The sequence below is a fragment of the Actomonas spartinae genome (assembly GCF_051209155.1).
Classification (GTDB): Bacteria; Verrucomicrobiota; Verrucomicrobiia; order Opitutales; family Opitutaceae; genus Actomonas.
In genome coordinates this window covers 1-23732 of record NZ_JBPJGB010000004.1, presented here as the reverse complement: position 1 = coordinate 23732, position 23732 = coordinate 1, and the positions used below count along the sequence as shown (strand labels likewise).

General features: G+C 65.4%; 17 protein-coding genes. 13 read left to right on the top strand and 4 right to left on the bottom strand.

Translation table 11 applies throughout. The features are described from left to right. The first annotated feature begins 13 nt into the window (after positions 1 to 13). The 9 genes from AC0MRV_RS17035 (at position 14) to AC0MRV_RS16995 (ending at position 11341) form a co-directional block, all read left to right on the top strand. Positions 14 to 802 carry a TonB family protein gene (locus AC0MRV_RS17035; protein WP_472765707.1) on the top strand — a complete coding sequence of 263 codons (789 nt, stop codon included), beginning with the start codon at positions 14 to 16 and terminating at the stop codon, positions 800 to 802. 152 nt (positions 803 to 954) lie between these two features. Continuing rightward, positions 955 to 2064, top strand: a complete 1110-nt coding sequence (locus AC0MRV_RS17030; protein ID WP_472765706.1) for a sensor histidine kinase — start codon at positions 955 to 957, stop codon at positions 2062 to 2064. 11 nt (positions 2065 to 2075) lie between these two features. Beyond that, a complete protein-coding gene (locus AC0MRV_RS17025; RefSeq protein ID WP_472765705.1) occupies positions 2076 to 2738 on the top strand; it encodes a response regulator transcription factor in 663 nt (220 codons plus the stop codon). A gap of 109 nt (positions 2739 to 2847) precedes the next feature. Then, positions 2848 to 3333: a hypothetical protein gene (locus AC0MRV_RS17020; RefSeq protein WP_472765704.1), complete on the top strand. Its 486-nt coding sequence runs from the start codon at positions 2848 to 2850 to the stop codon at positions 3331 to 3333. Positions 3334 to 3454: 121 nt separating this feature from the next. Next, a complete protein-coding gene (locus AC0MRV_RS17015; RefSeq protein ID WP_472765703.1) occupies positions 3455 to 5422 on the top strand; it encodes an amidase in 1968 nt (655 codons plus the stop codon). 39 nt (positions 5423 to 5461) lie between these two features. Next, a complete protein-coding gene (locus AC0MRV_RS17010; RefSeq protein WP_472765702.1) occupies positions 5462 to 7249 on the top strand; it encodes an amidase in 1788 nt (595 codons plus the stop codon). A gap of 10 nt (positions 7250 to 7259) precedes the next feature. Then, positions 7260 to 8897 carry an amidase family protein gene (locus tag AC0MRV_RS17005; protein WP_472765701.1) on the top strand — a complete coding sequence of 546 codons (1638 nt, stop codon included), beginning with the start codon at positions 7260 to 7262 and terminating at the stop codon, positions 8895 to 8897. A gap of 168 nt (positions 8898 to 9065) precedes the next feature. After that, positions 9066 to 10211, top strand: a complete 1146-nt coding sequence (locus tag AC0MRV_RS17000) for a hypothetical protein (protein ID WP_472765700.1) — start codon at positions 9066 to 9068, stop codon at positions 10209 to 10211. Further along, the gene (locus AC0MRV_RS16995) at positions 10208 to 11341 is read left to right on the top strand and encodes a hypothetical protein (protein ID WP_472765699.1); all 1134 of its coding nucleotides are present in this window, start codon (positions 10208 to 10210) and stop codon (positions 11339 to 11341) included. Before AC0MRV_RS17000 ends, AC0MRV_RS16995 begins: the two co-directional genes overlap by 4 nt. On the opposite strand, the gene AC0MRV_RS16990 is transcribed toward AC0MRV_RS16995, so the two are convergent. Next, complete coding sequence (locus tag AC0MRV_RS16990) at positions 11320 to 11790, bottom strand: hypothetical protein (protein ID WP_472765698.1); 471 nt, start codon at positions 11788 to 11790, stop codon at positions 11320 to 11322. The genes AC0MRV_RS16995 and AC0MRV_RS16990 overlap by 22 nt on opposite strands. Next, positions 11787 to 13436 (bottom strand): cytochrome c3 family protein, encoded by a 1650-nt coding sequence (locus AC0MRV_RS16985; RefSeq protein ID WP_472765697.1) that lies wholly within the window; start codon positions 13434 to 13436, stop codon positions 11787 to 11789. Before AC0MRV_RS16985 ends, AC0MRV_RS16990 begins: the two co-directional genes overlap by 4 nt. A 481-nt stretch (positions 13437 to 13917) precedes the next feature. Here AC0MRV_RS16985 and AC0MRV_RS16980 point away from each other — a divergent pair, with 481 nt between their 5' ends. Both AC0MRV_RS16980 and AC0MRV_RS16975 read left to right on the top strand, forming a co-directional pair. Continuing rightward, on the top strand, positions 13918 to 15006 hold the full coding sequence (locus tag AC0MRV_RS16980; RefSeq protein ID WP_472765696.1) for an efflux RND transporter periplasmic adaptor subunit: 1089 nt from the start codon (positions 13918 to 13920) through the stop codon (positions 15004 to 15006). A gap of 10 nt (positions 15007 to 15016) precedes the next feature. Then, the gene (locus AC0MRV_RS16975) at positions 15017 to 18145 is read left to right on the top strand and encodes an efflux RND transporter permease subunit (RefSeq protein WP_472765695.1); all 3129 of its coding nucleotides are present in this window, start codon (positions 15017 to 15019) and stop codon (positions 18143 to 18145) included. A gap of 5 nt (positions 18146 to 18150) precedes the next feature. Here the strand turns inward: AC0MRV_RS16975 and AC0MRV_RS16970 are convergent, their stop codons facing one another. After that, positions 18151 to 19344 carry a class I SAM-dependent rRNA methyltransferase gene (locus AC0MRV_RS16970; RefSeq protein ID WP_472765694.1) on the bottom strand — a complete coding sequence of 398 codons (1194 nt, stop codon included), beginning with the start codon at positions 19342 to 19344 and terminating at the stop codon, positions 18151 to 18153. A gap of 74 nt (positions 19345 to 19418) precedes the next feature. Next, positions 19419 to 19586, bottom strand: coding sequence for a hypothetical protein (locus tag AC0MRV_RS16965; protein ID WP_472765693.1), 168 nt, complete (start codon positions 19584 to 19586; stop codon positions 19419 to 19421). 193 nt (positions 19587 to 19779) lie between these two features. On the opposite strand from AC0MRV_RS16965, the gene AC0MRV_RS16960 reads away from it, so the two are divergent. Beyond that, positions 19780 to 21414: a peptide chain release factor 3 gene (locus AC0MRV_RS16960; RefSeq protein WP_472765692.1), complete on the top strand. Its 1635-nt coding sequence runs from the start codon at positions 19780 to 19782 to the stop codon at positions 21412 to 21414. A 258-nt stretch (positions 21415 to 21672) separates the two neighbouring features. Continuing rightward, positions 21673 to 23732 (top strand): hypothetical protein (locus AC0MRV_RS16955; RefSeq protein WP_472765691.1); only part of this gene is annotated, 2060 nt, incomplete at its 3' end.

Below are 23732 nucleotides of genomic sequence, written 5' to 3'. Positions count from 1 at the left end.
CCCCGCTTTCACCATGTCGGCTGCGTCTCTTTCCCGCGGGTCTTGTTGGCGCGCGCTGCCTTGCTGGGTGGCGGTCGCGGCGGCGGCGGGTCAATCGGACCAGCTCGAGGACGCGTCGCCGAGCCGCCCGCGAATCCTGGCTCCCGCCGTGGAGGGCAAGGTCGAGTTTCAGTCCGGTTGGGCCCACTACGTGGCACCGGAGTTTCCCTTCGCCTTGCGACCCACGGCCCTGCAGGGCGGCTACGCCATCGTGGCCTACACCTTCGACGATGCGGGCATCATCACCGACCGCATCGTGCTCGCCGCCAGTCATCCGGCTTTTGGCGAAGCCGTGCTCGCGGTGATGCCGCAGTGGCGCCTCAACGCCGCGGAATTTGGCGCCCGCGAACGCCGGGACACGCGCACTTTCGAGTTTGAACGTCGCGGGGTGATCATGTCCGGCACCCAACGCGACGCCGCCCGCACCGCCTTTGATCGGTCCGGCGACGCCTTCGCCGCCGGCCTCAGCACGCACCCGGAGGAGGATTTGGATGCGCCTCTGATAATGATCGCCGGCCGTTTCCCGGGGTATCCGGACGAACTGCGGGGCCACGTCGACGCCGGCGAGGCGGTGATCGAGTTCGTCGTGGACTCGGACGGCTGGGTCCGCGTGCCCGCCGTCGTTTACGCCAGCAATCCCGCCTTCGGGTCCGCCGTCATGAGTGAGATCCATGCTTGGCGCTTCAGCACGCCCCTTCGCGAGAAGAAACCGACCCAGGCCACGGTGACTCGCACGGTGCAGTTCGAACGCCGACGCCCCTGAACCCGCCGCCATCTGCCTTCCACCCAGCTCGAAATGAACCCAACACAAACCACCCACCCAACGGTTGAATTATATTCATGTCGCTCGCGACTGAGGCGGTTTGCAAAGCAAAGGCATGTGGCCTGCTCCGGTGCCAATTACCCCTGACCCCGATGCGCACGCAGCTTTTTTCCCTCCTCATTCGACCGCCCACTCATAGCCGGGCGAGATCCATCACCATCGTTCTGGGCCTTTGTCTGGTCTTCGCCGCCAGCTACGTCGCGGCTCGAGGATCGTTCGGCAACCTGGCTTTTAACCTCGTGCCCCTGGTCCTGGCCGTCAGCTGGTTGGGTCTGGGTTGGGGCATTTCAGTCTCGGTGGTCATCACTGCGCTGCGCGTTTTCAGTGACGTGGCCAACCTATGGCTGAATCCCGACTATTACCTCGCCGACGCGAACCTAATGCGCCTCGCCTCCAATCGCGTGAGCACCCTGGTGATGTTCTGGTGCATCGCCGTCCTGATTCACGAACTCATCGTGATGAGTCGGCAGCTGGAGGAACGTGTCAAGGCCCGCACCGAGGCACTGAACCAAGCGACCGCCGCCCGGGAAAAATTGCAGCATCGTCTCCTCGAAGCCGGCGTGCGCGAACGCGCCGCCATCGGTCGCGACCTGCACGATGGCTTGGGTCAACACCTCGCCGCCACCGCCATGGCGGCGAGCATTCTGAGCACCCAACTAAAAACCCGTGACGACGCCCTCGCCGGTTCGGCCGATCAGGTGGAGTCGCTCATCCGCGACGGCATCACGCAAACCCGCCGCATCGCCCGTGGCCTGCTGCTCGACAGCGTGTCCGCCGGACAATTGGAACTCGAACTCGAGGAACTCCTGTCCACCGCCACCGAAAACTTTCACATCCCCTGCCGACTGCATACTTCCGGTCCAGTCGACACCCTGGACGCGACCACCAGCTCGCACCTCTTCTACATCGCGCGAGAAGCGCTGCGAAACTCCCTCCGTCATGCCGAGGCGACGCACATCGATGTGCAACTGACCGTGCAATCCACCCATGCGGAACTGCAGGTCATCGACGACGGCGTGGGACTCGGGCTGCCCGCCTCAGTTGAAGCCTCCGAGGCCTCCGACGTGGAGGGTGTTGGTCTGCAAATCATGAACCAACGGGCCCAATTCATGGGCGGCACGCTCCGCTTCCTTTCTCCTTCCCCGTCCGGTGCCGGCACCCAACTCGAATGCCGGGTGCCGCTGGTCTCTCAAGCCGCCTGATCTTTCGCCGCATGACCGCCACCGACACCCTCCGCATCTTTCTGGTCGACGACCATCCGATGGTTCGCGAGTGGCTTTCGAACCTGTTGAATCAAACCGCCCAGTTTGACGTCATCGGCTCCTCCGCCACCGCCCGGGAGGGCTTGGCGTCGATGCGCACGGATCCGCCGGACGTCGCCATCGTGGACCTCGCCCTGCAGCGCAGCTCCGGCCTCGATCTGATCAAGGACCTTGGCGAACAACTGCCGCAGGTGCGCGTCGTGGTGTTTTCAATGCACGAGGAGATGTTCTACGTCGAACGCGCCGTGCGCGCCGGTGCCCGGGGTTACGTTTCCAAACGTGAGCCGACCGACTGCATCATCGACGCCGTGCGCGAAGTCGCCGCCGGTGAATTTTTCGCCAGCCGTCCGATTCTCACCCGCCTCACCGAACGCATGCTCGGCGGCAACTCCGACCAAGCCGCCATCGACAGTCTGAGCGATCGCGAGCTGGAAGTCTTCCGCATGCTCGGCAGCGGTGTGAGCACCCGCCGCATCGCCGACGAACTTTCCATCAGCATCAAGACCGTGCAGGCCTACTGCGCGCGCATTAAGGAAAAACTCGGGCTGGAGGACGCGGTGGAACTGGTGCGCCATGCCGTGCGATGGGTGGATCGGCGCGATCTGGTGCAGTGAGCGTAACCGGTTCGTAACCTGAGCCTTCCGTGTAGGGCAAAACCCTACATGAATTTTCGGCATGGTCCGACAGACAAAGTGGACCCACATCGGTTATGGTTCATCCTGCATGAATACCGGAACCGCCGCCCAGGTCCTGCACTGCGAACGAGCTGTCGATCTTGCCGGCGAAACGGCGGTGACCTTTTTGACCGTCGTCCAGCGCGACTCCAGCGGTCAGACGCTCCGGTGCGAAAGCCACTTGTTCTGGGAATCGAGCGAAACCCATTCGCACAATCTCGCGTTCCACTTCAGTCACCACGAAACGGATACGTTGGTGTTGCGTGAGGCGGTGCGGCAAACCCACCAGTTGTTCGCCGCGGAACGTCGCCGTCGGCAACCGACCTGCGCCGCCAACCTCGCATACCGCACGGTCGTTCTGCCCACCCTTCCCATCCGTGCCTGGCGCGACGCCGGCAAGTTCCGCACCGCGTTGGCTTGCCTGCCCGATCTGACGGTGGCCACCGAGCTGCAGGAGAGTTTGTTTGTGCCCGCCGTCGCCAGCCCGGAACGACCGATCATCGATAGCCGGTCATCGCTGGGCGATCGCCGCTGAGCCGAACTGGACGCCGTCGCGCGGCGTTTGAATTCCCTTCACCTCGCTCAAGCCGCGCCCTCGCGGGCCGACCGGGGCATGTCGGCTGCTCGCCCCGGTGGCGATGACTGCTCCGCGATCCGTGCCATTTGCACGCCTCCGTTTTCTCGCCGGCCTTGCTCTTGCCGCCGGCCTACCCTTCACGGCTTCGGCCGCGTTCGAACTGGAAGAGGCCACGATCGAATCGATCCAAGGTGCCTACTTCTCCGGTGAGCTCACCGCCACCGATCTGGTCAAAGCCTACCTCACGCGCATCAAGGCCTACAACGGCCCCGGTGTCGCGGAACCCGAGGGCAAGCTCGGCCGCATCGAGACGATCCCGCACAGCGGCAAGATCAACTCCATCGCCACGCTCAACCTGCGCCCGGCGACCCTGGCCGCCTGGGGCTTTCCGGCCGAGATGGCGCGTTCGCTCACCGATGCGGTCGACGATGACCCGGCCATGCCCGACGCCCTCGAAACCGCCGCGCAGCTCGACGCCTATTTCGCCGCCACCGGGCGCTTCAAAGGCCCGCTGCACGGCGTCGTTTTTGCCATCAAGGACCAGTTCGACACCTTCGATCTGCGCACCACCTCCGCCGCCACCGTGCCCTACGCGAACGACCGGCCGCCGGAGGATTCCGTCTTCGTGCAACGCTTGCGCGACGCCGGCGCCATCATCCTGGCCAAGTCCACCATGGGCGAATACGCCAGCGGCATTCCGCGCAGCTCCTTCAACGGCACGCTCAACAACCCCTACGACACCGAGCGCAGTCCCATGGGTTCATCCTCCGGTTCCGGCAGCGCCGTCGCCGCCAACCTCGTTACCGTCGCCATCGGCGAAGAAACCGGCACCTCGATCCGCGGCCCCGCTTCCTACAACAGCGCGGTCGGCATCTCCCCCACGCAGGAACTCGTGCCGCGCCACGGCATGTTCGGTTACGGCATCAACACCCGCACCGGGCCCATCGCCCGCACCGTCGGCGACGCAGCCCGGGTGCTGGAGGTCATCGCCGGTTATTCCCCCAAGGATGGCATGAGCGCCGGCGGCGCCGGCCGCATGCCCGAGGCCTACGCGCCCTACGCCAACAACCGCCGGCTCGACGGCGTGCGCATCGGCGTGCTCCGCGAATACATGCACCCGGAGCTCTTCACCGCCGAGGACCACGCTTCGATCGAACTCATCGAACAGGCCATCGCCGACCTGCGCGCGCTCGGCGCCATCATTGTTGATCCCGGCGAGGGCGACCTTCTCACCCCCTACATTCGTCAAAACTTCGACCTCCTCTACACGCCCGATTTCGCCAAGGACTATCCCGAGCTTTTTCCCGTCGGCGAGGACGGCAAAGCCACCACCGACCGCATCGCCACCCTCGTTGAGCTTGCGCTCGATCCGACCCGCGTCCCGGCAAAACTCACCATTCGGGATCTCGGGAACAACCGCACCAAAGGCGCCACCCGCCTCATCCAGGACCTCGAGCTCGCTCGCCGCGGCGACGCGCGCATCAAGACCACCACCGATCTCATCGAGACGGGCACCTTCTTCGACGATGATCGCTTCGGCGACCGCAAGCGTTCCCTCGAACGCAACAACAAGGACACCGACCTCGACACCCGTGATCGCCTCCACCGGCGCTACGCCGTGCGCCACATCGTGCAGCACGCCATGGCCGACCTGCAGCTCGACGCCATCCTCTATCCGACCAACAACATCCCGCCCCCCAAGCTCGGGTCGCCCAATGTGCCGCGCAAAAATGGTCGGCCGCTGGTCTGGTCCTTCCTCGGCGCCCAGGGTTTTCCCACCCTCACCGTCCCCGCCGGCTACACCACCGAAGTGTGGGACCGCGTGTTGGATCCGGATTCGCCGCCCGTCCCCGCCACCGGCTACTACGCCGAACCCGGTGAGACCGAACCCGCGTCCAAACTGATCGGACCCGTCGCCGCCAAACTTCCGGTCGGCCTCGATCTCATGGGGCGCCCCTTCAGCGAGCCCATCCTGATCGCCATCGCTGCCGCCTACGAATCGGCAACGAGACACCGCATCCCCCCCCCCGACTTCGGCCCCCTCTGACTCGGACATCTTACATCCCCCCGACGCTCCGCAGGTAACATGTCCCCGACCCCCTCCGCCCCAACTTGTAACGTATTACGTTACAAGTCCCCGGCCTCGTCCGCGGCGACGCGCCGCCGCTTCCTCACCACCCTCACCGGCTGTGGACTGGGTTCAACGCTCCTGCCCGGCATCCTCTGGGCCAAGGCCGCGGAAGCGCAGGACTACACCATCACCGCCGAACTCGTGGCCGACGCCGCAGCCCTCGCCGGGCTCGACTTCTCAACCGAACAGTGCGCCGCCGTCGTTTCGGCCCTGCAGGACAACCTGCCGCGCTATGCGGCGCTCCACGCGCTCTCGATTCCCAACGACGTCGCGCCGCCGTTCTACTTCAGCCCCATCACCTCCGGCATGACGGTTGACCGCAGTCCGGCACCGTTGCGGTTCAGTGATCGCCAGCCGCGCCCAGTGCCCACCGACCTGGAGGAACTGGCCTTCTGGCCCGTGCTCGACCTGGCCGTGCTGCTGCGCGAACGGCTTATCACCTCGGAAGCGCTGACGCGGATGTATCTGGCGCGTCTCCGCCGCCTGAATACGAAGCTCAACTGCGTGGTCACTTTCCTCGACGACCATGCGCTCGCCCAGGCCCGGGCCGCCGATGCCGAGATCGCCGCCGGCCACTACCGCGGACCGCTGCACGGCATGCCGTGGGGGTGCAAGGACATCATCGCCGTCGCCGGTTACCCCACCACCTGGGGGTCGCCCGCCTACCGGGACCAAACCTTTTCCGAGGACGCCACCGTCGTAAAACTCCTCAATGCCGCCGGCGCCGTGCTGCTCGCCAAACTTAGCACCGGCGAACTGGCGGGCGGCGACGTTTGGTTTGGCGGTCGCACCAACAACCCGTGGAACCTCGACGAGGGTTCCAGCGGATCCTCCGCCGGCTCCGCCTCCGCCACCGCCGCCGGTTGCGTGCCCTTCGCCCTCGGCACCGAAACCAGCGGCTCGATCTTTAGTCCATCCTCCCGCTGCGGCGCCACCGGCCTGCGTCCGACCTTCGGACGCGTGAGTCGCGCCGGGGTGATGGCGCTTTCCTGGACTCAGGACCGCATTGGTCCGATCTGCCGACATGTCGAAGACTGCGCCGCCGTCATGGCCGCGCTGTGCCAGCGCGACGACCGCGACCTCGCCATGCCCGACATTCCGTTCAAGTGGGATGCCGGACTCAACTGGCGCGGCCTGCGCCTCGGCTACCTGGCCGACGCCTTCGCCGACACCGATCGCCACCCGGACTGGATCGCCAACGACGCCGCGACCCTCGCCACCATGAAATCGCTCGGGGCCGAGCTGGTGCCTGTCTCGGTGCCGGACGTGCCCGCCCTCGACTCCCTGCGTCTCAGTGTGGAGTCGGCGGTCTTCTTTGATGAACTCACCCGCTCCGGGCGCGACGCACTGCTTACCCGCAAATCCCGCGGCGAGCGCATGCGCTCCGCTCGTTTCATCCCGGCCGTCGAATACCTGCAGTCGCAACGCGTGCGCGCCATGATGATGGCGGCCCTCGCCGCGGCGACCGCGCACGTCGACGTCTATCTCGCGCCTTATGGCACCGGCCTGCCGCGACCGGAGCCCGGCACGCCCCAGCCACCGCCCAACGCCACGGCGAGGCACACCACCATGGCCAACCTCGCCACCTACCCGGGCATCGCCCTGCCCAACGGTTTCACCGCCGCGGGCACGCCGACCTCCATCACCTTCATGGCCCGTCCCTACGGCGAAGCCGCCGCACTGGCCGTCGCCAAAGCCTACCAGGACGCCACCCCCTTCAACCTTCGCCAACCCTCGCTCTAGCCCAACCGACATGAAACGCACCCTGCTCGCCTCCCTCGCCCTAAGCGTGCTGCTGACATGCGCTCCGCGTGCCGCAGAACTTGACATCAAAACCGCCACGGTGGCCGACCTCCAGGCCGCCTACGCCGACGGCCTGACCGCCGAAAAGGTCGTGGCCGCCTACTTGGCCCGCATCGACGCCTATGACCAGCAAGGCCCGACCATCGACAGTATCATCACCTTGAATACCAAGGCGCTGGCCGAGGCCAAAGCCCTCGACGCCGAACGCAAAGCGAAAGGCCCGCGCGGGCCGCTGCACGGCGTGCCGGTGCTGCTCAAGGACAACGTCGATACCTTCGATCTGCCGACCACCGGCGGCTCGCAGCTGCTCGAGGGCAACCTGCCGCCCGACGACGCCTTCATCGCGAAAAAACTCCGCGAGGCGGGCGCCATCATTCTCGCCAAGGTCAACCTCTCCGAATGGGCCGGGTCCGGCGGCTCGGTGAGCGGCGCTCCGCCCGACATCGCCAAGCAGGGCCGCGTGCCCAACGGTTTCAGCTCCGCCGGCGGCCAAACCCGCAATCCGCACGACCTGACCAAGGGGCCCTCCGGTTCCTCTGGCGGCACCGGCGCCGCTCTCGCCGCGGCCTTCGGCCACCTGGGCATCGGCACCGACACCGGCGGTTCGGTGCGCGGTCCGTCCTCCGCCAACGGCATCGCCGGGCTCAAGCCCACCCGCGGCCTGCTCAGCCGCGATGGCATCATCCCGCTCGGCCTGTCCTATGACACCGCCGGTCCGATGGCGCGCAGTGTCTACGACGTGGCCGCCATGCTCGGCCCGATGACCGGCATCGATTCGGCCGACGCCGCGACGTATCCAAGCGGTGGGCACAGTTTCACCGACTACACCACCTTCCTCCAGCCCGGCGCGCTCAAAGGCGCCCGCATCGGAGTCGCCCGGGCCTTTCTCGGTCACGACCCCGAGGTGGACCGCATCGTCGGCGAGGCCATCGAGACCCTCAAGTCGCTCGGCGCGACCATCGTCGATCCGGTGATCTACCCCGACTATCTCCTCGAGGGCCGCCAATCGATCTACAACACGATCGTTCGCACCGAGTTCAAAGCCGACCTCTCCACCTACCTGCAGACGACCCAGCCCGGTTACCCGAAGAGTTTCGATGACATCGTGCGCCTCTCCAACGATCCGGCCACCGGCTACCGTTCGCCCGGCAAGGCTTTCGGTCTGATGTGGGGCTCCGATCCGGCGGTCTCACCCGCCCCCGATGATCCCGTCTACCTCGCCACCCGCGACATGCTGCTACCGGCCATTCGGGCGATTTTCGAAGCCCTCTTCGCCCGCGACCAGCTCGACGCCATCATTTACCCGACCTCGACCACGCCCGCGCGCCCGATCGATCCCGAGCAGAGCGCGGCCAGCGGCCCCCGCCCGCCGTCCGCCACCAGCTACGCCAACTTCACCGGCTGGCCCGACGTCATCGTGCCCGCCGGCCAAACCGCCGACGGCCTGCCGGTGACCCTGTCGTTCTTCGGCCGGGCTTGGACGGAACCCACCCTGCTCGCCTTCGCCTACGACTTTGAACAGGCCACCCAAGCCCGCGTGTTGCCCGTCACCACCCCCGCCCTGCCCAGCGACGTGTTGAGCTACTGATCCTCCTGTCAGGTATTCCAAACCCCAATGCGGCGTCGCCGCACACTTGGCTCGGTTTTCGCTCTAGGGCGGACCGAGCCAAACTTTATGTCCCCGTCGGTCCCGCCGGCATCCGGTCATTTTTCAATCGTTCCCGATCCGCTCCGGCGGTGCCGCAGGCTCGTGACCATGCTGAGCGTCGCGTTGCTGCCGCTTTCGCTCGGCGCCCAAAACCACTCCGGCAGTTTCGGCCCGGCAACGCCACGTGGACAACTGCTGTCCCAACGGCTCGAGCTCACCGCGCCGGACGACGCCTGCCTGGCCTACCTCGCGACCTTCACCGAACGCCGGTGGAGCATTCGCGCCGCCAGCCGGCAGGCATTCCTCGACGAGCTGAGGTCCATGGGCTTCTCGGCCGCGACCCGCCAGACGCTCGACCAACCGACGCTTTGGCAAACAACGGCGGAGCCCGACCATTTCACGCTCACACCGCCCATCGACCTGCTGCTGAAACTCCCGCCACCAGAGCGTTTCGTGCTCTACCGCATCCTGGCACAGTGGCAGGCCAACAAGGTCGAACGCTGGCCGCTGGTGTTTCGTGATCGCGCCGCCATCGAACAGCTGGCGGAGCCCGACGGCGCGGCTTTGCCCTCGGCAGCGATCAAGCTGGTGCAGGACCTGAGCGTGCGATTTGCCGGGGGCTTCGCCTTCAGCGATTTTTCGGTGCTGGCCGCACGCTTTCCTGATCGCGAGCTCCAGCTGCGTTTCCTGCGCGCCGCCTCGACCGTCGACACCGTGCTGCCGCGCCTCTCAGTGCGCAATGCGTCCTCGGTGACCGAGACGCTCGCCTACTGGACCTCGGACCACCGAAATCCGTTCTCCGAGCCGATGCTGATGGCGCTGCTCGAGTCGCGCACTGAGCGAGGCGTCGAACTCGCCTCGCTCCTGCCCGGCTCGGCTCGGGCGCTGAGCTACGACCTCGACCCGGCGGAGGTGAGTCACGACACCGCGATCAACAGCTTGGTCATCTCGGCCAGTATCGCCGCACCAGCGCACACTGCCGACGACCTCCTCAGCTTCCTCACCTGGTTCAATGATCACTTTCAGCCGGCGACCGATGAGGCGCGATTCGGCGACCTGATGGTGTTGAACCATCCTGACCGACCCGTGCTCGATTATGCCTGCGCGTTCATCGCCGATGACCTCGTATTCGCCAAAGATCCGGTCGGGCTCGGGCTGTGGCGTTTCATGCGCGTGCCGGAACTGCTTGCGCGCAATCCTCACTTCGCGGGCGGGCAATTCATCCGCGTGCGTTTCCGCGATCCGTCCCCATGAAACCTCGCGCACTGCTGCTCACCCTGCTGCTCGCCGCGGGCAGTCGCGCACCGGCCGATGACGTGCGCGAGGGGCCTTGGGGCATGCTCCGGGTCAGCGTCTACAACCTCGAAATGCCGCCGACGCTTGCCGCGCAGGCGGAGTTGGTTGACGCCGGTCAGTGGACCTTGTCGCTGCCGAGCTGGGCGCCCTTCGACGCGCTGTTGCAGCGGCTGGAGTTACCCCCCTTGCCCGATCGCGCGGTGGACCCGGACGGGCACACCCGGCAGGTGCGGGTGCCGGCGGCGTGGCGCCGAGCTCTGGAGCCGGAGGTGCGCGCCCAGCTCTACCGCTGGCTGGGCGCGTTTCCCGGCAACCGGCTGCACATGTTGCCCTACGTGCTGCCGGAAGCCGCGGTGATCGAGCGGGCCGGACTGAACCCGCGTATGCAGGCGGCTTTGCGCGACCTCGCCTTTCGTCGCGGTCAGCGCACCTGTCTGGTCGATGCCGATCTGGTCGCCGCCCTGGCCAACTCGCCCGCCGAGCGCACCCGCCTCATGCAGCTGCTGCACCGGACCACTGCGTTGTCGGTCGAATTACTCCGAGAGAGTCTAGCGAATCGCGACAGCGTGCGCGACTACTGGAAAAAGCGAAACGACCGCCGCGTGCAAGAGGTGCTGCGGCGCTTCGAGCGTTCGCCCGAAGTCGAAGCTGTCGATGTGCTGCAATTGCTGCCCCGCGGACCGCGCCAGATCCTCAACAGCTACCCCGACGACCGCAGCAGCCCGCTCGCGGCCAACTGCATGTGGCTGTCGCTTAATTTCTTCGAACCCGACCTGTCGGCGCGCTTCCTGCCCGACGCCGTGCGCGGCGACACCACCGAACGTGACGCCCGCGCGGAGCTGAACGCGCACTACGACGAAGTGACCGGCCCGCGCCAGTTCGGCGACGTCATCGCCATGTGGGCCGAGACGCCGCGGGCCTCCGTCCTGTTGCACCTGGTGGTGCACATCGCCGATGATATTGTGCTGACCAAAAACGGTCTGGGCTACTCCACCCCCTTCGTGCTCGCGCCCTTGGCCGACGTGTCGCGCCGCTATGCCTGGATCGGCGAGCTCACCGTCCGCACTTACCGGATACACGCGCCTTGAGCCGCACGACCCATGCCGATCACACCGGCCAGCAGCAACAGACCACCAAGTGGAACGAGCAGGATGCCGGGCCCCGGGTCACCCCCGCGAACCCCCACGGCACCCGCCCAGAATCCCAGCGGTAACAGGACGTTGGCGGCTTTCAGACAGCGCGCCGTGCCCGCGCTGGGCGGAATCGGTCGGGCCAATCGCGCGCCCAGGCCGGCCGCCAGCGTGACCAGTGCCAACAAGGTGCCGTGGGCGTGGCCGAGCGTGAGCATCAGGCGCCGCGTTTCTGCGCCGACGTCGAGATACCAACCGACCTTGAGTCCGTGCAAAGCTTCGAGGCCAAGGCCCGCGCTCAGGTAGACCAACAGGCTCCACCATCCGAAGGTGACGAGCCCCCGGTCGGGTGCTGCCGGTGCGGGGCCGTTGTCGGATGCGGAGGAGGCGGGTGCGGGTGTTTTCATTCCACAAGGTAAACTCGGCGTTGGTCGCGCGCGTTGAGCAGCCGGTCGTAGGCCGCCGGTTCGAAACTGCCATCCGGTCGCACCAGCGTCTGAGGTGGCGGCGGGGAGTCGGCTTTGCCGACCAGAAGACGCGCGCGCGCAAAGGCTTCCACCGCCGCTTCGTAAGTCGTGTCGCCGTCGGCAGTGTAGTCGTAATCCAAGTCGCCAAACTGTGGTAGCGCCCGCAACGCGTTCGCCACGATCGCTCGCACCGCCGCATAGGGGTCGTCCAGGGCGATCGCGAGGTGCGGCGCCATCCAGTCCGAACCCGCGGCGGCGTGGGCCTTGGGCTGGCCCATGGCCCAGCCGACCAGCGCGCGCTGGGCCGCATCGCCGCGCAACATCCACAGGGCGCCGGCCGCCACGTGGCGTTCGTCGGCGTCCAATTCACCGGACGCCGGCTCCGCTAGGTCATACCAGCGATGAAGGTAATCCGCCGTCCAGCCGAGCGACTGATCCAGGTGGCAGAGGTTGCAGGCGTTGGGTCGGCCACTCTCCAGGCTTTCGCGGACGGTCGGCGACGTGATGCGATGGTTGCGCACCGCGCCAAGCAAACCGTAGGTCGCATGGGGCATGTGACAGTCGTAGCAACGGCTGCCCGGCGAATCCGGCGCATGAAAGGTGTGCGCGCTCACGTCGGCGGCGATTTCACCGTGGCATTGCAGGCAGCCCTGGTCACCGGCGGCGCCGTGCCGCAACTGGTCGCTGCGCCACGCGAGCAGGTTGGCCGTCGCCGTATCGTCCGGGTGCATCTCATGGCAGGACAAACAGGAGAGCTCCTGCCCTTCGAAGCACGGCGAGGTGATGAGTCCATTGTATTCCCGTCCCGTCACGCGCAGCATGCCGTCGGGCCAGAAGGTGTCCGGCAGGAAATCGGGATTGGCGGCGTGCAAGCGCGCGAGCTTGTCCGCGTCCGCCGCGCGCCCCGGCTGCACCAGGAATCGCCCGGAAAAACCCGTGTCGCCGGAGCGGAAGCCCAGGCCGTTCACGTTGGTCGCCAGCATGCCCTCCGCCCCGTCGAACGCCCACACGCTGTGGCACTGCCCGCAGGCCAACGCGGACTTCGGCGCGGTGAGCCGCGCCGGGTTGATGATCGTGTCATCCGGCACGTCGTCGCGGCGCGCGAGGTAGCGCTCGAGTGGGTTCCGGTGGCGGGCCACATGGGCCTCGGCCTCGCCGTGGCAGGATTCGCAGGCGATGCCGAACTCGGTCACACGCGAATCAAACAACAGGCCTTCGCCCTCGTAGCGCATCTGTCCCGCCGTCGTGTGACAGTGAATACAGGAGGTGTTCCAGGAGGCCACCGCCCGGCCGACATGGACTTCGGGCGGGCATACAAAGGTATCGGTCAGCGGCGCCCACCGCTGCGCTCCGATCAACCACCCAAACGGGAAGGGTTCCACCGCCCGCCCGGACTCGGTTTCGATCCAAAAATTCTGCTGGTGATGCGAACCGGTGAGCAGCACCACTTCGCGGTCGGTCCCCGCCCCCTCGCGCACCAAATAGCGCTCACCGTCGCGCCGAAACGAGAAGCTCCGGCCATCGAGCTCAAGCGCAACGCCATCCAAGTCCACCGCCACCGTGGCCGGCGACGCGACTTGCGTCATGGTCCGGTGAAACGAAGCGTGCCAGGAACCGTGCTCCGACGGATGGCACGATCGGCACGTGGCCGACGTCGCAAAACCCTCGCCCGCCGTCGCGAGTGGACGATTTTGCACTGCCGGAAGATCCGGCGGCGGTCGCAAGGTGAGCGCGAGGCCCGCCACCGCCCACAGGGTTGCGACCGTGCCCACACCACGCCGCCACCACGATCCGCGAGCGGCAGGCGAAGAGCGGGGGGCGGAAGGACGGCGAGACATCGCCGCCCATCTAGCAAGTCGCGTGCACGCCAGCCCCGAGGCGAAGGGTTGAGCGAAATCCACGCCCGGACACGGGAGCCTTGAATGAAAAGAAACCCTCCCGGGAGGTCCGAAAGAGGGCATGTGGCGTGCTCCCGCCCACCTGCGCCCTTCGCTGTCATGCCGTCCCTTTCCCTGTCCTCCGCTTTTGTCCCCTTTGGGTTGAACCCTTCATTCACCGCTTTTCGCCGTGCCCAATCGTAAACTGCTCATCGGTCTCGCGGTTCTGGTGGTGGCCGGCGGAGTCGCCTACGCGTTGATGAAACGTCCCGGCGATGCCGGCGCGGACACCGCCGCCGCCAAACCCGCCGCATCCTCGCGCGGCGGAGGGGCCCTCGCCCTGCAAGGCATCCGCCTCGAACCGCGCGCTTTCTCCGAGACCATCGTGGCCAACGGCACCCTGCGCGCCGACGAAAGCATCGAGCTGCAGACCGAGGTGAACGGAAAGATCGTCTCGCTCAACTTCGACGAGGGCCAGCGGGTTTCCGCCGGCGACGTCCTGGTCAAAATCCAGGATGCGCCGCTGCAGGCGAGCCTGCGACGCGCCCACGCCCGCCGTGAGCTGGCGGAGTTTCGGCGCGCCCGGCTGGCCAATCTCGTCAAGGACGGCGGCGTCAGCCAGCAGGACTACGATGAGGCTGCCGGCGAAGTTGACGTGCTCGATGCCGAGGTGGCGCTCATTGAGGCCGAAATTGCCAAGACCGTGATCAAAGCGCCCTTCGACGGCGTGGTGGGACTGCGCTTCGTGTCGGTCGGCGCCTACGTCAACCCCGCCACCCGCATCGCCACCCTGCAGCGGGTGAGCGATCTGAAAATCGATTTCTCCGTGCCCGAGCGTTACGCCCGCTACCTGCGACCCGGCTCGCCACTCACTTTCACCGTCGCCGGCAGTTCCGATGCCTTTCACGCCGAAGTCTACGCCATCGATCCCCGCATCGATGTGAACACCCGCACCGTCCTGCTGCGCGCTCGCGCCACCAACGCAGGCAAGGGCGACGCCCTCCTCCCCGGCCTCTTCGCCCGCGTCGAGTTCACCGTCAACCAAGACCTCGACGCGCTGCTGGTTCCGGCCATCGCCGTGACCTACGGCCTCGACGAACGCTTCGTCTTCGTGGCCCGCGAGGGCAAGGCCGAGCGCGTCAGCGTCCAACTCGGCGCGCGCACCGACACGCATGTGCAAATCGCCAGCGGTCTCACCCCCGGTGACGTCGTGCTCGTCACCGGCATCCAACAACTGCGGCCCGGCCTGCCGGTGAAAGTCGAACTCCTGCCGCTCTGATTTTTCCGCGATGTCCCTCGCCTCCCTCAGCATTCGCCGCCCGGTGTTCACGTTGGTGATCGCCATCACCATCGTCCTGCTCGGCTCCATCAGCGGGCTCACTCTCGGCGTGCGCGAATACCCCGCGATCGATCCGCCCACCGTCACCATCACCACCTCCTTCCCCGGCGCCGACGCCTCGATCGTCGAGTCGCAGATCACCGAACCGATCGAGGCGGCGGTCAACGCGGTGGCCGGTGTGCGCGAGATCAATTCCAGCAGTCGAGAGGGCAACAGCCAGGTGCGCGTTGAGTTCGACCTCGGGGTGGATCTCGAAGCCGCCGTCAACGACGTGCGCGACCAGCTCGGTCGCGCTACCCGCCAGCTCCCGCCCAACGCCGATCCGCCCGTCGTGCAAAAGGCCGATGCCGACGCTTCACCGTTCTTCGGTATCGCTGTTTCCAGCAACACCCTCGATCCGCTCGAGACCTCGGCCTTTGCCGACACCGTCAAAGACCGTCTGCAAACCGTGCCCGGCGTCAGCCTTGTGCGTCTTATCGGCGAGAAACGTTACGCCATGCGGCTTTGGCTCGATCCCGCCCGCATGGCCGCCTACGAACTCACGCCGCTGGAGATTCGCACCGCCCTCGCCCGCGAAAACGTCGAACTGCCATCCGGTCGCATCGAAGGCGGTCAGGTCGAGTTGTCCGTGCGCACCCTGAGCCGTCTCGCCTCCCCCGAGGAGTTCAACCGTCTGGTGGTCAAACGCAGCGGTGAGCAGATCGTGCGTCTGGCCGACATCGGCTATGCCGAACTTGGTCCCCAGAACCCCCGCTCCAGCCTCGTCGTCGACGGCCGCAGCATGGTCGGAGTCTACGTGAGTCCGCAACCCGGCGCCAACCAGATTGAGATCGCCGACGAGCTGCACAAGCGCCTGGCCCAGATCAAACGTGATCTGCCCGCCGGCATCGAACTCGACCTGTCCTATGACAACACGAGCTACGTGCGCACCGCCATCCACGAGGTGGTCGAGACCATCTTCATCGCCTTCGTGCTGGTGGTGATCGTCATCTTCCTCTTCCTCCGCGACTGGCGCAGCACGCTCATCCCGATGCTGGCCATTCCGGTGTCGATCATCGGCGTGTTTCTGATCATGCGTCTGGCCGATTTCTCGATCAACGTGCTCACGCTGCTTGCCATGGTCTTGGCCATCGGTCTGGTCGTGGACGACGCGATCGTCGTGCTCGAAAACATCTACGCCAAGATCGAGCAAGGTGTGCCGCCGCGACAGGCGGGCATCGAGGGCACGCAGGAAATCTTCCTGGCTGTGATCGCCACCACCCTCGCCCTGTGCGCGGTGTTTCTGCCTGTCATTTTTCTCGGTGGCATGACCGGTCGCCTCTTCCGCGAGTTCGGCGTCGTCATCGCCGCCAGCGTGATGATCTCGGCCTTCGTGGCGCTCACGCTCACGCCCATGCTCAGCGTGCGCCTGCTCCGCGCCCACGGCGGCCAAGGACGTTTCTACCACGCCACTGAACCCTTCTTTCAGGCGCTGGGACGCGGCTACGAATGGTCCCTGAAAAGTTTTCTGCATCGCCCGTGGCTTGCCCTGCCGGTGCTGCTCGCCGCCGGCGTCGTCATCGTGCTGAGTCACCGCGCCCTGCCGCAGGAACTGACGCCGTTGGAGGATCGCGGTCGTTTGTGGGTGCGCTCGACCGGACCGGAGGGCGCCTCCTTCGATTACATGGTCAACACCCTCGACGACCTCACCATGGTCGTGCGCGACGAGATCGACGACTCGATCCGTCTGACGATGACCCAGACGCCGTCATCGAGCATCGCCGGCGTGGCCAATTCCGGCTTTGTGCGGGTCTTCCTCAAGGATCGCGATCAACGCACCGAGTCCCAGCAGGAACTCGCGGCACGGTTGCAGCGCGTGGTGCGTCGCGAGACCGGTGTCCGCACCGTGGTCGCGCAGGAACCCTCGGTGGGCGAACGCCGCGGCGCCGGTCTCTCCGCCCAGATCGTCGTTCAAGCCAACTCCCTCGCGCTGCTGGAGGAGAAGTTGCAGGACTTCGTCGATGCGGCCACGGCCAGCCCGATGTTTTCCTTCGTGAACTCGGAGCTGAAGTTCACCCGGCCGGAAGTGCGCGTCGTGATCGAACGCGACAAGGCCCAGACCCTCGGTATCTCCGCGGCCGACATCGCCGCGACGCTCCAGGCGGCACTCAGTGGGCAACGCTTCGGCTACTTTCTGCGCAACGGCAAACAATACGACGTCATCGGCCAGCTGGTGCGCGAAGACCGCTCCAAGACCACCGACCTCGGCGCCATCAACGTAAAGACCGCGTCCGGCGGCGTCGTGCCACTCGACAACCTCATCAGCACCCGCGAAACCAGCGGTCCGCCGCAACTTTTCCGCTACAACCGCTTCATCTCCGCAACGGTGTCGGCCACCATGAACCCGGGCTTCACCCTGGGTCAGGGCGTGGTCGAATTGCAGCGCGTGGCCGACGAGGTGCTCGACGATCGTTTCACCACTAGCCTCACCGGCGCGTCGCGCGACTTTGTGGAAAGTTCCGACAGTCTCAGCTATGTGTTCCTGCTCGCGCTCGTGCTCATCTACCTCGTGCTGGCCGCGCAGTTTGAGAGCTTCCGTAATCCGCTCACCATCATGCTCACGGTGCCGTTGGCGCTGGCGGGCGCACTCGGCTCGCTGTGGGCCTTTGATCAGTCGCTGAACATTTTTTCGCAGATCGGACTCATCATGCTCATCGGCTTGGTGACCAAGAACGGCATTCTGCTGGTCGAATTTGCCGGCCAACGCCGGGAAGCAGGTTTGAGTCCACGCGAAGCCATGGCCGAAGCCGCCGCGTCACGGTTTCGGCCGATCCTCATGACCTCGATGTGCACCATCCTCGGCGTGCTTCCGATCGCCCTCGCGCTCGGCGCCGGCGCCGAGAGTCGCGTGTCGATGGGTATCGGCGTGATCGGCGGACTGGTCGTTGGCACCGTGCTCACGCTCTACGTCGTGCCATCGGTGTATTTGCTCCTTAATCGAGCTCCGGCGCCCCAGCCCGCCACATCGGCCGCCGATGACGACCACGACGCCCAACGCCCGATGATCCTGCCGCCCAAGTCGGCCGAAATGTATCCCTGAAATCCTTACTCGGCGCGCAGGATGTAGCCCCGCAGGTATTCGCTTTCGGGCATGGTCACCAACACCGGGTGATCCGCCGGCTGGTGGCAGAACTCGACCACCTGCACATGGCGACGCGCGTCGGTTGCCGCGGCCGCCACCACCTGGCGCAGTTCCGCGTCCTGCATGTGATGGGAACAGGTGTAGGTCGCGAGCAGGCCACCGGGCGCGAGCCGTTGCAGTGCGCGCAGATTGAGCTCCTTGTAACCGCGCATGGCCCCCTCCATGGCCTTCTTCGACTTCGCGAAGGGCGGCGGGTCGAGCACGATGACATCCCACGTCTGGTCACGATTGGCACTGAACCAATCAAACACGTTGGCTTCCGCAAAGCGGCATGTATCCGCCACCTTGTTACGCTCGGCATTGCGTTGGGCCTGATCGATTGCGTCGGCCGCGCTGTCCAGCCCGAGCACCGCACCCGCCCCGGCACGGGCCGCGTGCAGGCCGAAGGCGCCTTGGTTGCAGAAGGCATCCAGCACGCGCGGCTTGCGGCCGGCTTTCACCAGGTCGCCTACCCACGCCGCGACGCGGGCGTGCTGCTCCCGCTGGTCGAGGTAAAATCCGGTCTTTTGCCCGGACATGAGATCGAGCCAATAGTCGAAGCCATCGATCGTCGCCCACCGCGGCTCCCAGTCGCGACCGGAGCGCGTGCTGATCTCCGCCGCCAAACCTTCAAAACGCCGGATCGATGCGTCGTCGCGATGAATCACTTCGGTCGCGCCGGTGAGCTCGACCAGGATGTCCGCCAAGGCAGGCTTCCACTGCTCCATCGCCAAGGTCTGCACCTGCATCACCAGGGTGTCGCCAAATTGGTCGACCACAACCCCCGGCAGTCCATCGGACTCCGACCAGACGAGGCGGCGGTAAGGTCCGCCGCCCAAAGCATCACGACGCTGCACCGCCGCGGTCAGCGCCGCGCGCAGGTAGGCCTCGTCCAAGGTTTCCGCGGCCGCATCCAAGCGCCGCCAGACAATCTGTGAACGACTGTTATAAATGCCGAGACCCAGCCGTTTACCCCGCCGGTCGCGACATTCCAGCACCGTTCCGTCGTGGGAGGCATCGGGCAGCTCCTGCACTTCATTGCCAAAGACCCAGGGGTGGCCAAGCAAGACCCGCCCTTTGGCGTTGGGTTTGAGCTGAAGAAAGGGCGTGGCAGACATGGCGCCGCATCATCGGCGCCGCGCTTCGCAACGAAAGTAAATTCGTGCCCGGCGGTCGGACCGCGTGCGCTGGCTTAGAATTTGGCCGAGAGCGAGTGATCCGTCGCGGTCGCCTCGAAGGGCTTTTCGCCGCGATGGAAACCGGACTCGTCCTCATAACCGACCGGCGCCCGCCGCACCATGAAGGCGATCAGCATCGCGACCGAAACGTAGGCAAGGAGTATGACAGCAAGGATGTTCACGAAGGGTTTGGGTTACGCCTCTTAACATCGTCACGTCCGCGCCGCGCTCAACGGGGAGAACTACGATTTTTGGGCCTATAAATACGTAGTTGCGCATATTCAGTAAGGACTTCACCCCGGTTTTTTCCGGCGTTCCCCCCACCCGTCCACACTTGACGCGAGGAAGCCCGCTCCGGACGCTGGCCGGCTCGTCATGACGCCCGCTCAAGAAATCGCCCGCCGTCGCACCTTTGCGATCATTTCGCACCCCGACGCCGGTAAGACTACGCTCACGGAAAAGTTCCTGCTCTACGGCAACGCCGTGCACCTCGCAGGCTCCGTAACCGCGCGCAAGAATCAGCGGGCCACCACCTCCGACTGGATGGCGCTCGAAAAGCAACGTGGTATCTCGGTGTCGTCGACGGTGCTGCAGTTCGACTACGAGGGTCACGCCGTCAACCTGCTCGACACCCCGGGCCACAAGGACTTTTCGGAAGATACCTACCGCGTGCTGACCGCCGTCGACGCCGCGCTCATGGTCATCGACTCGGCCAAGGGCATCGAGCCGCAGACCCGCAAGCTCTTTGAAGTCTGCCGTCGCCGCGGCGTGCCGATTTTCACGTTCATGAACAAATGCGACCGCCCCACCATGGACCCGCTCGCTTTGCTCGATGAACTGGAGTCGGTGCTCGGTCTCGAACCGGTCGCCGTCACCTGGCCGCTCGGGAATGGACCGTCCTTCAAAGGCGTATATGACATTCGTCGCAAACACGTGCACCTCTTCGAGCGCACGCCTGGCGGCGCCTTTCGCGCGCCGGAAAAGGTGTCGGATTTCAACGACGCCGCACTCGAGGAACAGCTCGATCCCGACGCCTACGCCGCCGCCGTGGAGCAGCTCGAGATGCTCGAGGGAGCCGGCCACCAGTTCGACCTCGCAGCCGTGCATGCCGGCAAGCAAACCCCGGTCTACTTCGGCTCGGCCGTGAACAACTTCGGCGTGGAGTTGCTGCTCCAAGGTTTTCTCCACGACTCCATTCCGCCGACCACGCGCAGCTCGGTCGCGATGCACTCGCCCGGTCTGCCCGCCCCCACCGAGGCGCGCACCGTGCCGGTCACCCACGAGAAGTTTTCCGGTTTCGTTTTTAAGATTCAGGCCAACATGGATCCGAAACACCGCGACCGCATCGCCTTCCTGCGGGTGTGTTCAGGCAAGTTCCAGCGCGACATGGTCGTGACCCACCAGCGCACCGGCAAGAACGTGCGCCTTTCCTCTTCGCACAAGCTCTTCGGCCAGGAACGCGAAACCGTCGATGAAGCCTGGCCCGGCGACGTGATCGGTCTCGTGGGTCACGACGCCTTCGGCATTGGCGACACCCTCACCGAGGACCGCACCATCGCCTACGACGAGATTCCGCGTTTCCCGCCGGAGGTCTTTGCCTGGCTCACCAACCCAACTCCCGCCGACGCCAAAAAGTATCGCGCCGGCCTCGAACAGCTCCTGCTCGAAGGCGTCATGCAATCCTTCGAAGTGCGCCACGCCCCGCCCGGGGCCACGCTGCTGGCTGCGGTGGGACCGCTGCAGTTCGAGGTCGTGCAGGCGCGCTTGGAGAATGAATACAACGCGAAGTCCCGCCTCACCCCGGCGCCCTTCGAACACCTGCGCTGGATCGAACCGAGTCCGCTGCTCGACGACCCGTCGGCCTTGCTGATGCCCGGTGGCGTCCACCTCGGCACCGACAAATTTGATCACCCGGTCGTGCTCTTCCCCAACGATTGGACGATGGATTACTTCACCGAAAAGAACCCCGACCTGAAGCTCCACGCCCAGCCGATCGAGTTGACCACCTAACCGGTATGGCTCCTCGGTTTAACGGGTGAAAATTCATCCACCCCCGTAATGCGCGCCTCTGATCTATCTCGAGAGTGCCGGTCTTAATTCCGAAACGGGTTTACCGTTGCATGTGGTCAACGCGCGCCACTTTGCTGGGCGGCACGCTTTGCTCGAATTATCCCTCAAGCCGCCTCGCTACCATCCGATGGCATAGCAGCCTTTGAATCCTAATCACTCGCCGGAAACCTGATCTGCTCCGGCTAACTCCCGCCCCTCATGCAAAAAGCCTCTTTGGGTGCCGCCTTGCGCGCACTCGTGTTCCTTTCCGTCGCCCCTTCCCTGGCCCTGGCCGCCACCGGCGACAAAATCGGCAGCAACATCATTCCGGGTGATGACACTGGGAACGACACCAGTTTCACCGACTACCCGGGGCAATTCGCGGAATTGAGCAACGGCAATATCGCGACCGTGTGGACGGCCCGCGATCCAACCGGTTCTTTGGATACCGACGAATATGGCACCTACGTGGAAATCTACAACCCTGCCACCGCGGCCGTTGTGGTCAGCGAATTTGTGCCTTACTCCGATCAGTCCGGCACCGGACGTCAGCGCAGTCCCGATATCGCCGCGCTTCCCGATGGTGGTTTTGTGGTCGTGTGGACGGTGAACCTCGCCGGATCCGGCGGCAGCTTCAGCACCGACGCCTTTTACGACGTCTACCTGCGCATATTCAGCAACGATGGCACGCCCCAAACCAGCTCCATTCGCGTCAACGATTCCGCCGGCACGACCGTCCGGGAGTATCAGTCTGGCAGCATCTTCATGCTCTCCACTGGCCGCTTTGTCGTCTCCTTGGATCGCAATGACGAAGCCGGCAACCCGACTGGCGCGGAAGACGATCAACTGCTGCAGTTCTTCGAGGCGAACGGCACCAAGATTGGCAGCAACATCATCCCCGGCGACGACACGGGCAACGACACCACCTTCACCCGCGCCTTCGGCGTCTTTGCCGAGCTGAGCAACGGCAATGTCGCCGTTACCTGGAGCAGCGACGACCCCACTGGCTCGCTCGATACTGATGAATACGGCAGCTACATTGAAATCTACAATCCCGCGACCGCGGCCGTGGTGGTGAGTGAATTTGTGCCCTACTCCGACCAATCCGGCACCGGGCGCCAACGCAGTCCCGATATCGCCGCCCTGCCTGGCGGCGGCTTTGTTGCTTTATGGACGGTGAACCTCGCCGGATCCGGCGGCAGCTTCACCACCGACGCCTTTTATGACGTCTACCTGCGTATCTTCAGCAACGACGGCACGCCCCAAACCAGCTCCATTCGCGTCAACGACTCCGCCGGAACCACGGTTCGGGAATATCAGACCGGCAGCATCTTCATGCTTTCCGATGGTCGCTTTGTCGTCTCCATGGACCGCAATGACGAAGCCGGCAACCCGACCGGCGCGGATGACGATCAACTGCTGCAGTTCTTCGAGGCGAACGGCACCAAGATTGGCAGCAACATCATCCCGGGCGACGACTCCGGCAACGACACCACCTTCACCCGCGCAATGGGCATCCTGACCGAGTTGAGCAACGGCAACGTCGCCGTCACTTGGAGCAGCGACGACCCCACTGGCTCGCTCGATACCAATGAATACGGCAGCTACATTGAGATCTACGATCCTTCCGATGCCTCCGTTGCCGTCAGTGAGTTTATTCCCTATTCCGATCAATCGGGCACCGGCCGTCAGCGTAGCCCCGACATCGCCGCGCTCCACGGTGGTGGTTTTGTTGCCGTTTGGACCGTGAACCTGGCCGGATCCGGCGGGAGCTTCACCACCGACGCTTTCTACGACGTCTACGCGCGAATCTTCGACAACAACGGCACGGCCCAGACTTCCTCCGTGCGGGTCAATACCGTCGCAGGCACGACCGTGCGTGAATACCAGACCGGCGTCATCCACCGTTTTGCCGGCGCGAACTTTGTCATCTATCTCGATCGCAACGACGAAGCCGGCAACTCCACCGGAAGCGACGACGATATCCTGCTCCAGTTCTTCGAATCGCCCGCACCGGTCACCAACGCGGCCCCGACGGACATTGCCTTGAGTGCGTCGAGCGTGAACCAGTCCGGTGGCGCGAACGCGACCGTGGGCACGCTGACGACGACCGACGCGGACAGCGGTGACAGCCACACCTACACCTTGGTCGCCGGCACGGGCGACACGAACAACGCCTCCTTCAACATCTCGGGCAGCTCGCTGCGCGCCAACGACGCCTCCGCCCTCGCCGCCGGTTCCTACTCGGTGCGCGTGCAGACCAGCGACGGCACCGACAC